The 9,631-nt window shown below is 72.7% G+C and carries 10 protein-coding genes; all 10 read right to left on the bottom strand.

What is annotated here, in order from left to right; translation table 11 throughout:
• Positions 1 to 99: 99 nt before the first annotated feature.
• Positions 100 to 267: a hypothetical protein gene (locus QP090_RS37370; RefSeq protein WP_285944542.1), complete on the bottom strand. Its 168-nt coding sequence runs from the start codon at positions 265 to 267 to the stop codon at positions 100 to 102.
• Between the two features lie 79 nt (positions 268 to 346).
• Positions 347 to 1,363, bottom strand: coding sequence for an ABC transporter ATP-binding protein (locus QP090_RS37365; protein WP_285944540.1), 1,017 nt, complete (start codon positions 1,361 to 1,363; stop codon positions 347 to 349).
• Complete coding sequence (locus tag QP090_RS37360) at positions 1,360 to 2,397, bottom strand: ABC transporter ATP-binding protein (RefSeq protein WP_285944538.1); 1,038 nt, start codon at positions 2,395 to 2,397, stop codon at positions 1,360 to 1,362. The genes QP090_RS37365 and QP090_RS37360 overlap by 4 nt, the downstream gene beginning before the upstream one ends.
• Before the next feature lie 10 nt (positions 2,398 to 2,407).
• The gene (locus tag QP090_RS37355; RefSeq protein WP_285944536.1) at positions 2,408 to 3,307 is read right to left on the bottom strand and encodes an ABC transporter permease; all 900 of its coding nucleotides are present in this window, start codon (positions 3,305 to 3,307) and stop codon (positions 2,408 to 2,410) included.
• Positions 3,304 to 4,230, bottom strand: a complete 927-nt coding sequence (locus QP090_RS37350) for an ABC transporter permease (RefSeq protein ID WP_285944535.1) — start codon at positions 4,228 to 4,230, stop codon at positions 3,304 to 3,306. Before QP090_RS37350 ends, QP090_RS37355 begins: the two co-directional genes overlap by 4 nt.
• A complete protein-coding gene (locus QP090_RS37345) occupies positions 4,230 to 5,303 on the bottom strand; it encodes a LacI family DNA-binding transcriptional regulator (protein WP_285944533.1) in 1,074 nt (357 codons plus the stop codon). The genes QP090_RS37350 and QP090_RS37345 overlap by 1 nt, the downstream gene beginning before the upstream one ends.
• A 52-nt stretch (positions 5,304 to 5,355) precedes the next feature.
• Positions 5,356 to 6,903 (bottom strand): ABC transporter substrate-binding protein, encoded by a 1,548-nt coding sequence (locus tag QP090_RS37340; protein WP_285944531.1) that lies wholly within the window; start codon positions 6,901 to 6,903, stop codon positions 5,356 to 5,358.
• 9 nt (positions 6,904 to 6,912) lie between these two features.
• A complete protein-coding gene (locus tag QP090_RS37335) occupies positions 6,913 to 7,281 on the bottom strand; it encodes a hypothetical protein (RefSeq protein ID WP_285944529.1) in 369 nt (122 codons plus the stop codon).
• An 18-nt stretch (positions 7,282 to 7,299) separates the two neighbouring features.
• Positions 7,300 to 8,241 carry a DUF6772 family protein gene (locus tag QP090_RS37330; RefSeq protein WP_285944526.1) on the bottom strand — a complete coding sequence of 314 codons (942 nt, stop codon included), beginning with the start codon at positions 8,239 to 8,241 and terminating at the stop codon, positions 7,300 to 7,302.
• Positions 8,238 to 9,368, bottom strand: a complete 1,131-nt coding sequence (locus tag QP090_RS37325; protein WP_285944524.1) for an endonuclease/exonuclease/phosphatase family protein — start codon at positions 9,366 to 9,368, stop codon at positions 8,238 to 8,240. The genes QP090_RS37330 and QP090_RS37325 overlap by 4 nt, the downstream gene beginning before the upstream one ends.
• Between the last annotated feature and the right edge of the window lie 263 nt (positions 9,369 to 9,631).

Genomic DNA, 9,631 nt, shown 5'->3' with positions numbered 1-9,631 from the left:
CCCTTCAGCGCCGATGGTACTGCACGGGAGACTGTGTGGGAGAGTAGGACACCGCCGGACTCTTTTTGTGAAAGGCCCCGCCATTCGGCGGGGCCTTTCTCATTTCTCCAGCTCTTTCAGAAGCGACTGCACGGCCGGGTGGGCGCGTCCGGGACCGACGGTGACGATAATGGGACCCTCGCTGAGCTGGAGGTTCTCCTCGGCTTCGGCGACGGCCTGGCCACCGAGTCCATCCGGGCCGCCAAACCGGGTCCGCGGTCTGCTCATCAGGATCCACTTCTGGCTTTGCCGCACGCCCGATCGGCACGTCCGCCGATCGGCACGTCCGGTCCGGGAAGGGGCGGGGCTACGCCGTGGCCGCCGGGGAGGGCAGGGCGGCGCCGCCGGCTTCGGCGAAGTGGCAGGCGACCGGGTGGCCGGGCCCGCCCCGGTCGGTCAGGGCGGGGACCTTCTCGGCGCACACGTCGGCCGCCACGGGGCAGCGGGTGCGGAACCTGCACCCGGCCGGAGGCGACTCGGGCGAGGGGACCTCGCCGGTGAGGACGATCTCGTCCGCCACCGTCCCCGGGCGGTCGTGCACGGACGGCGCCGCCGACACCAGCGCGCGGGTGTAGGGGTGGCGGGGGGAGCCGAACACCTCCGCTGCCGGGCCCCGCTCGACGATGGTGCCGAGGTACATGACCGCGACGTCGTGCGCGATGTGCCGGACCACGTCCAGGTCGTGCGAGATGAACAGGTACGCGATGCCGAGTTCGGTCTGGAGGTCGGCCATCAGGTTGAGGATCTGCGCGCGGACCGACACGTCCAGCGCCGACACGGCCTCGTCGCACACGATCAGCTGGGGGCGCAGCGCGAGCGCGCGGGCGATGGCGACCCGCTGGCACTGGCCGCCCGACAGCTCGTGCAGGTGCCGCGTGCCGTACTCGGGGCGGAGTCCGACCAGGTCGAGGAGCCGCGCGACCTCGGCGGCGTACCCGTCGCGGGGCACGATGCCGGAGTGGACGCGCCAGCCCTCGGCGATGACGGCCGCGACGGTCATCCGGGGGTTCAGCGAGGTGTAGGGGTCCTGGAACACCATTTGCAGGTCGCGGCCGATGCGGCGGCGGCGCCGCGCCGGGACGGTGGCCAGGTCGTGGCCGGCGAACTCGATCGACCCGGCGAACGCCGGCCGCAGGCCGACGATCGCGCGGGCCAGGGTGGACTTGCCGCAGCCGGACTCGCCGACGATGCCGAGGGTCCGCCCCGCCTCGACGGTGAGGTCGATGCCCGCGACCGCGCTGATCCGGCGCCGTCCGAAGCCGTGGCCGCGGGGGCGCTCGTAACCGGCCTCCAGGCCGTTCACTTGTAGGACGACGTCGCTCATGAGGTCTCCTGAAGTCGCTGGGAGGCCGTCACCTCGGCCGTGTTGTGGCAGGCGACGGCGCGGCCGTCCGCGACGGGGGTCAGCGCCGGGTCGTCGGTGCGGCACCGGTCGGTGGCGAAGGGGCAGCGGGGGTGGAACGCGCATCCGCCGGGCAGCGCGCCCGGCGCGGGCGGCTGCCCGTCGATGGGGACGGGCCGCGCCGTGCCCGGTTCGGGGACGGCGTTCAGCAGGCCCAGCGTGTAGGGGTGGGACGGACGGGTGTACACCGCGTCCAGGGGGCCCTGCTCGACGACGCGGCCCGCGTACATGACCGCGACCTCCTGCGCGACGCGGGCGACGACGCCGAGGTCGTGCGAGACCAGCAGCGTCGCGAGGCGGTCCTCGTGCTGGCGGCGGGCGAGGAGCCGGAGGATCTGCGCCTGGACGGTCACGTCGAGCGCGGTGGTCGGCTCGTCGGCGAGTAGCACCCGCGGGCCGAGGGCGAGTGCCATCGCGATGACGGCGCGCTGCCGCATGCCGCCGGAGAACTCGTGCGGGTAGGCGTCGTAGCGCGTCTCGGCGTCGGCGATGCCGACCTCCCGCATCAGCGCGACGGCCTTGGCGCGGGCGTCGCGGCGGCCGTCGCCGAGGTGCAGCCGGAACGGCTCGGCGACCTGGCGGCCGACGGTGAAGCCCGGGTTCAGCGCCGACATCGGGTCCTGGAACACCATGGCGATCTCGCGTCCGCGGACCGACCGCCAGCGCCGGTCGGTGAACTCCGCGACGTCCTCGCCGCCGAGCTTCACGGTGCCGGAGGTCAGGGCGGCGCCGGCCGGCAGCAGCCCCATCAGCGCGAGCGAGGTGAGGCTCTTGCCGCTGCCGGACTCGCCGACCAGGGCCAGCACCCGGCCGCGGCGCAGCCGCAGGGTGACGCCGCGGACGACGGGGGTGGCGTTCCGCCCGGTCCCGAATCCGATGTGCACCTCGCGGAGCTCGGCGGCGGCGTCGTCCGCGCCGGAGCCGGTTTCGGCGCTCTCGGTGACTGCGTTGGTCATGGCTTGCCTCTCAGAGCTGGGCCCGGGGGTCGGCGACGTCGCGGAACGCGTCGCCGATGAGGCCGACGGAGGTGACGACGGCGGCCAGCGCCAGCGCGGGGACCGTGGAGATCCACCACGCGGAGCCGAGGTAGTCGCGGCCGGCGGAGACGGTGGCGCCCCACGAGGTGGCGTCGGCGGGGATGCCGAGCCCGAGGAAGCTCAGCGACGCCTCGGCGACCATGGTCAGCCCGATCTGCACGGTCGCGGCGACCAGCAGCGGCTGCCAGCACGACGGCAGCACGTGCCGGATCAGGATCCGGGCGTGGCCGGCGCCGAGCACCTGGGCGGAGGCGACGAAGTCCAGGTCGCGGGTGGCGAGCGCGGACGCGCGGGCGACCCGGGCGAACACGACCCAGCGGGTGACGGCGAGGGTGATGACGATGTTGGCGACGCTCGGCCCGAGCACCCCGGCGATGAGGATCGCCAGCAGGATGGAGGGGAAGGCGAGCTGGACGTCGCCGATCCGCGACAGCACCGTGTCGATCCAGCCGCCGAAGTAGCCCGAGACCAGCCCGACCAGCAGGCCGGCCGCGCCGCCGATGACAACGGTCGCGAGCGCCACGATCAGCGAGATGCGGCTGCCGGCGAGCATGTTGGCCAGCAGGTCCCGGCCGACCTGGTCGGTGCCGAGCCAGGCGATGCCGCCGTCGGCGGTGTGCGCGCCGGGCGCGAGGAGCCGGTCGGGCAGGGCGGTCGCGACCGGGTCGTAGGGGAGCAGCAGCGGGCCGACGAGCGCGGCGAGCACAAACAGCGCGAGGACGGCGGACGCCGCCCACACCCGCGCCGGGACGCGGTGGCGCCAGTGGGCGCGGGGTCGCGCCGGCTCGAGGACGGGCGCGGTGCTGAGGGGGGACGTGGTGGCGGTCATGCGTTCTCCGGCGTCAGGCGCGGGTCCAGGACGACGTACAGGACGTCGACCAGCAGGTTCAGCACGATGTACGACAGGGTGATCGTCACGATCGCGGCCTCCACGACCGCGTAGTCGCGGTTGGTGATGGCGTCGACCATCAGCGAGCCGAGGCCGGGCCAGGAGAACACCACCTCGATGATGACGGCGTTGGCGATGAAGTTGCCCATCAGCAGCCCGAGGACGGTCACGACGGGTACCGCGATGTTCCGCGCCACGTGCGCGTACATGACGGTGCGTTCGCCGGCGCCCTTGGCGCGGGCCGTCCGCGCGTAGTCCTTGGCCGACTCCTCCAGGGCTCCGTTGCGGACCAGGCGCGCGAGCCAGCCGATGAAGGGGAGCGCGAGGGTGACCGAGGGCAGGATCAGCGCCGCGGCGCCGCCGTCCGAGGTGCTCGGCAGCCAGTTCAGCTGGCGGGCGAACAGCAGGATCAGCACGATCCCGAGCCAGAACGACGGCACCGCCTGGCCGACCAGCGAGCCGGTCGAGATGAGCAGGTCGCGGGCGCCGCCCGGCTTGCGGGCGCCGAGCATCCCGAGCGGGAACCCGATCGCGACCGTGATGAGCAGTGCCAGCGCGGCCAGCGCGAGGGTGGCGGGGAACCGGTCCAGGGTGCTGGACACCGCGCTGCCGCCGAGCCGCCACGAGTCGCCGAGGTCGCCGTGCAGCACCCCGGCCATGTGCGTCAGGTACTGCCGCCAGAGCGGCTGGTCGAGACCGAAGTCGGCGCGGACGGACGCGAGCTGCCCGGCGCTGGCGTCCGGGCCGAGGATCAGCGTCGCGGGGTCGCCGGGCACCACCCGGACGACGACGAACACCAGGCTGATCGCGCCGAGCGCGACCACCACCGCCTGAAGGAGGCGGCGGAGCAGGAACCGTCCCATCACCGTTCTCCCATCGTCGAGGCGCGCACCACGACCTCGGCGGGCAGCAGCGCCCGCTGCGGCCCGCGCTCGGCGGCCTCCGCGCCGCCCGCGGCGTCCGGGCCGGACATCCGTTCCAGCAGCAGGTCGACCGCGGTCGCGCCGACCCGCCCGGCGGGCAGCCGCACCGTGGTCAGGGGCGGGTCGAGGTAGGCGGCGAACGGGTGGTCGCCGTGCCCGGCGACCGCGACGTCCCCGGGGATCGACAGGCCCTGCTCGGAGAACGCGCGGTAGACGCCGAGCGCGAAGTAGTCGTTGCCGGCCAGGACCGCCGAGCCGGGGCCGATCCGGCGGGCCAGGTCGCGGCCGATGGCGTAGGAGTCGATCGGGTCCCACGGCTGGGAGCTGGACTCGCGGCGCCGCGTCGGGACCCGGGTGACGGTGCCGGCGGCCTCGTCCAGCCCGTGCTCGCCGAGCGCCGCGTGGAACCCGCGGATGCGCTCGGCGACCGGGGAGATGTCCAGGTCCTCCTCGATCAGGCACAGTTCGCGGGCGCCGCCGTCCAGCAGCACCCCGGTCGCGCGCCGCGCGCTCTCGAAGTAGTCGACGCCGACGAGGTCGGCGTCCAGGCCGGGCAGGTCGCGGTTGACCAGGACGACGGGCGTCCCGGACTTGCGGAGCCGCTCCCAGTGCTCGGTGCCGTGCTGGACCGGGACCGCGAGGACGCCGTCCACGCCCCACCGCATCAGCTCCTCGGCGACGCGCCGCTCGTTCTCGACGCTGTCCTCGGTGACCATCAGCATCAGCGAGTAGCCGTGCACCCGGCCGCGCTCCTCGATGGCGCTGATCAGCCGGGCGTAGAACGGGTTGGACGGGTTGGTGATGACCAGCCCGATCGTCATCGCGTTCCGCAGCACGAGCGACCGCGCCATCGAGTTGGGCACGTAGCCGAGCCGGTCGGCCTCGGCCTGGACGCGCTCACGGGTGTCCGGGCTGACCGCGTCCTTGCCGGCCAGCGCCCGCGAGACGGTGTTCACCGACAGGTCGAGCGCGGCGGCGATGTCGCGCAGCGTGGCCCTGCGTCGTGGGGTCATGGGGTGCCCTCCGTGGTGCTCCGGCGCGCGGTGCCGGGGCGGTGGTCGGTCATCATCGTCTCCTCACCGCGGACAGGTCGGGCTGGTTGTTGGGCGCGGGGGTGAACCCGGCCAGGCCGGACCGCAGCCCGTAGCCGGTGACCAGCGCCGCGGGGAAGATCCCGACGGCGTCGTCCCAGACGATGCGGCACGCCTTGGCGTACAGCTCCTCGCGCCGTCCCGCATCGGCGACCTGGCCGGCCTCGGCGAGGATCGCGTCGAGCCCGGGGTTCTTGTAGCCCATCCGGTTGGCCTTGGAGGTGTAGAGCCGGCCGAGGGTGAACGCGGCGTCGCCGGTGGTGACGGTGTTGGTCTGGAGCTCCATGTCCCAGTCGAGGGTGTTGAGCCGCTGGAGCCACTGCGCCTTCTCCAGGCTCTCCGGGCGGACCCGGACCCCGATCCGGGCCCACGCCGAGATCATCGACTGGGCCAGCTCGCGGGCCAGCGGGCCGGTCGCGTCGAACCACATCAGCGAGGTCTCGAACCCGTCGCCGAGCCCCGCCTCCCGCAGCGCCCGGCGGGCGGCGTCCGGGTCGTGGGGGTAGGGCTCCTGCGCGGCGTGGCCGAACACCGTGGACGGGATCGGCGCGTCCATCGCCTGCGCGCCGGACCCGAACAGCTTCCCGACGATCTCCTTCAGGTCCAGCGCCTGGTACATCGCGCGCCGCACCCGCGGATCGGTGAACGGCTTGCGCCCGCAGTTGAACCAGTTGAGGTAGTACGTCCAGCTCGGGACGGTGGTCAGGTCGACGCCGCGGACCCCGCGGACCTCCCCGATCTGGTCCGGCGGGACCGGCCACAGCAGGTCGATCTCGCCGGTGCGGAGCGCGGTGACGGCGCTGGAGGTCTCGGCCAGGTACGGCATCGAGATCGCCCGCAGCGGCGCGGGCCCGTCCCAGTACCGGTCGAACCGGACGAGCTCCACCTTGGTCGAGGGGGTGAACTCGGCGACCCGGAACGGCCCGGACCCGATCGGCCGGCGCTTCTGCGCCGGGTCGGCGACGAGCCGCTCGGGCACGATGAACAGCAGGGTCAGGTTGACCGGAAGCGTCGCGTCCGGCTTGTCGGTGACGAAGGTGACGGTAAAGTCGTCGTCGGCGCGCACCGACGTCACCGGCTTCCACAGTGCGGTCTGCGCCGACGTCACCGCCTGCGTCCGCTTCAGGCAGGCGACGACGTCCCGCGCGGTGACGGCGCCGCCGTCGTGGAAGGTCGCGCCGCGCCGCAGGTGGAACACCCACGTCGTGTCGTTCGCGCGTTCCCACGAGGTGGCCAGCCCGGGGACCGGTTTCGTCCCGTCGTGCCGGACGAGCGTGTCGAACACCAGCCGCTTGACGATCAGGGACGCCTCGTCGACGGCGGTGCCGGCGTTGTAGGGGTCCAGGTCGGTGACGGGCTGCCCGAACGCGGCGCGCAGCGCGCCGCCCGGCGCGGATCCCCGCGCCGGGCCGCCGCAGCCGCTCAGGAGCACGCTGGACGCGGAGAGCCCGGCGAGCGCGAGGAACCCGCGCCGGCCGAGGTGCTCCGCGGGGTGGTCCTCGCGTTGTCCCCAGGTGGCCATGTCGCTGCCTCAGGCCTTCAGCGCGAGGTAGATGAGGACCTTCACGCTGGGCTCGCCGTCCGTGGACGCGCCGGTGGACGCGTCCGCGCCGGTGCCCGGCTCGACGGTGCCCTTGAGGCGCAGCCAGCCGCCGAACTCGGCGGACGACCAGGTGTCCAGCTCACCCGACACCGTCCGGGACGGTTCCAGGTCGCACCAGTACAGGCCGTCGGGGGAGACCTGCGTGGTGACCTTCAGGTGGGTGCCGGCGCCCTGGCGCTCCAGCGTGCGGACGAACCAGCGGGCCTCGCCCGCCCACGCGGCCTCGTAAGGCTCGGTGGTGAACTCTCCCGACAGCGTGCGGTTGCGTTCCAGGACCGCGGTGAATGACTGACGCATGTTTCCGAAGGCTCCCTTTTACCAGTCCACCGAGATCAGCACCGAGTCCAGATACAGGAAGTTCCGCACGTCGGTGTGGGTCCGGACCGATACATAGAAGTTGAGAAGGTTCTGGAGCGACCCGTACTCCTCGTCGTACGGCGGGACCGGCACGTCGCGCATGTCGTAGACGGTGTCGTTGAGCTGGAGCTCGACGTTGGAGCGGGTGCTGGTGTCGATCACCCACCGCAGGTAGTGCCAGTTGACCTTGGTGGGGACCTCGTTGTAGCAGAGTTCCTGCGGCCCGCCGAACTCCTTCCAGTCGGCCCGCTCGGGCGCGGTGAAGTCGGCCGTCGGAGGCAGCTTGACCTTGCCCTCGAAGTGCTCGCGCGGCGTCGGCTCGGGCACCGTCGGGTACATCCAGCGGCGGCTCGGCGTCCGGTCGACGTCGGTGTTGAGGTAGCGCGCCACGCAGTGGTACCGCACCCCGTCGCTGATGTCGGTCGCGACGGTGAAGGCGCCGAACTGGTCCTCGGACGGGTGGTTGTTGGCGTCCCACTTCCCGGCGCCGTCCTTGGTCGCCGCGCCGTTCTCGGCCGAGGCCGCCTCGGCCTTGTAGGTCAGGTACGCCTCGAACTGCACCTTGCCGCGGCCGGCCATCGTCAGCCGGCGGATCGCGACGCCGGTGTGCCCGGCCACCGGCCGCGTCGCCACCTTCAGCGCGTACGTCCCCGACATCGCGCCGTGCGTGCCCACGTCGAAGAAGTTGCAGGAGCTGAGCTGCGGCGGGCGGAAGTCCCGCATGTGGTCGTCGACGGTGTCGAGGTCGCCGTGCCCGTCGTGGTTGCCGATCAGCTCGATCCAGCCGTGCGTGCCGGTGTTGAAGTCGTCGTGCACGAGGATGCGGTCGAGCGGATTGAAGCGGGACAGGGCGGGATCGGCCCTCCGCAGATCGTTCACCAGGGATTGCCGTTCGCTCATCGCGTGACCCTTTCAAGGAGGACGGTGGTGTGCATCAGGTTGTGGTCGGAGCGCAGCAGATCGCGCGCCTCACCGCTCTGGGCGGTGGTCTGGGGGACGAGGGTCCACTGGCGCACCGGCGTGCCCGCCTTGACGAAGACGTGGTCGATCTTCTCGCCGGACGGCATCGGGATCTTGCCGCCGTTGAAGGAGGCGTACTCGGCGCCGGTCCGGTGCTGCGGGGCCGCGAGCTCGTAGGCGTCGGCGAAGCCCACGTCGGCGAACGCGTCGTAGGCGCTGGCGCCGTCGGCCTTGGAGCCGGAGTTGAAGTCGCCCGCGAACACGACCGGCAGCCTGCGGGTGGCCGGGTTGTCACGGGTCAGGTACTCGGCCGTCCGGCGGGCGTCGGCGTAGCGGACCTCGTCCCAGTTCTTGGTCCAGCCGTTGGGGTCGGTGGCGCCGTTCGCGCGGAACTCCAGGTGCATGTCGACCACGACGAACTGCGCGCCGGTGCTCCGCTCGCGCAGCGTGTTCCACGTCATCGTCTTGCCGTAGATCTCGGTCGAGTCGGGCAGCCAGAGCAGGTCGTGGGGGAGGGCCTTGCCGTGCTCGTCCAGGTGGGAGAACCGGCGGGCGTCGTAGTAGGTGAACCGCCCGGCGCCGGACTTGAGCGGGTAGCCGTACTGCGGGTGGCGGGTGCCGGCGTAGTCGGCGGGGGCCTCGGCGTAGCCGCGCGCCTTCATCGCCTTGGTCAGCGGCGCGCGGAACGACTCGACGTCCACGCCCGGCTGGGCCGGGGTGGCGTTGTTGCCGATCTCCTGGGTGGCGACGACGTCGGCCCGGGTGGCGGCGATGTCGTCGGCGACCTTGGCGGCGCGGCGGTCGGCCCACGGCTCCAGCTTGGTCGCGCAGTCGCGGCCGATGGTCGCCTCGCACGCCTCCTTGGTCGGCAGGCAGCCGTGCCCGCAGGTGTTGTAGCTCTCCATCCGGAGCTGCATGGGCGGCCGCTGCGGGCCGCCGCGCCCGGCGGCGCCGGCCGGGACGGACGCGGACGCGGTCGCGGGTTGCAGCGCGGCGAGGGCGGCGAGGGGGAGCGCGCCGGCGAGGAGCAGAGAGCCTCGGCGCAGGGACGTGCGGACGGTCCGCATCGGGATCCTCCTGGGTGGGGTGGATCACATTAACGTTCACGTGATCGTTGAGAACCCTCCCCCAGACGAACCGGGCTGTCAATATCCAAAAGAGGATTTTCCATCAGAACGTGCGCATGTCCGGAGGGGCATGCACGTTTCCATCGCCTGGGGCGCGACTGAGGACGAGGGCGGACGTGGGTGCGCGCCGTGTCAGAACTCGGTGTCAACTGCCGCCGGATGGCACGCCGCGAGGCGGGCGGCGCGGGGACGGTGGTGCGCCT

Origin of the sequence: Actinomadura xylanilytica (genome assembly GCF_030283145.1) — a bacterium.
In the GTDB taxonomy this organism is placed as follows: Bacteria; Actinomycetota; Actinomycetes; order Streptosporangiales; family Streptosporangiaceae; genus Spirillospora; species Spirillospora xylanilytica.
The sequence above is the reverse complement of the archived record's forward strand: the minus strand, read 5'-3'. Positions and strand labels throughout refer to the sequence as shown.

Excerpts from the sequence above, each read along its gene's own strand:
- QP090_RS37350 (WP_285944535.1), bottom strand. The coding sequence starts at position 4,230 with ATGGGACGGTTCCTGCTCCGCCGCCTCCTTCAGGCGGTGGTGGTCGCG.
- QP090_RS37370 (WP_285944542.1), bottom strand. The coding sequence starts at position 267 with ATGAGCAGACCGCGGACCCGGTTTGGCGGCCCGGATGGACTCGGTGGC.
- QP090_RS37330 (WP_285944526.1), bottom strand. The coding sequence starts at position 8,241 with ATGAGCGAACGGCAATCCCTGGTGAACGATCTGCGGAGGGCCGATCCC.
- QP090_RS37360 (WP_285944538.1), bottom strand. The coding sequence starts at position 2,397 with ATGACCAACGCAGTCACCGAGAGCGCCGAAACCGGCTCCGGCGCGGAC.
- QP090_RS37325 (WP_285944524.1), bottom strand. The coding sequence starts at position 9,368 with ATGCGGACCGTCCGCACGTCCCTGCGCCGAGGCTCTCTGCTCCTCGCC.
- QP090_RS37345 (WP_285944533.1), bottom strand. The coding sequence starts at position 5,303 with ATGACCCCACGACGCAGGGCCACGCTGCGCGACATCGCCGCCGCGCTC.
- QP090_RS37335 (WP_285944529.1), bottom strand. The coding sequence starts at position 7,281 with ATGCGTCAGTCATTCACCGCGGTCCTGGAACGCAACCGCACGCTGTCG.
- QP090_RS37340 (WP_285944531.1), bottom strand. The coding sequence starts at position 6,903 with ATGGCCACCTGGGGACAACGCGAGGACCACCCCGCGGAGCACCTCGGC.
- QP090_RS37355 (WP_285944536.1), bottom strand. The coding sequence starts at position 3,307 with ATGACCGCCACCACGTCCCCCCTCAGCACCGCGCCCGTCCTCGAGCCG.
- QP090_RS37365 (WP_285944540.1), bottom strand. The coding sequence starts at position 1,363 with ATGAGCGACGTCGTCCTACAAGTGAACGGCCTGGAGGCCGGTTACGAG.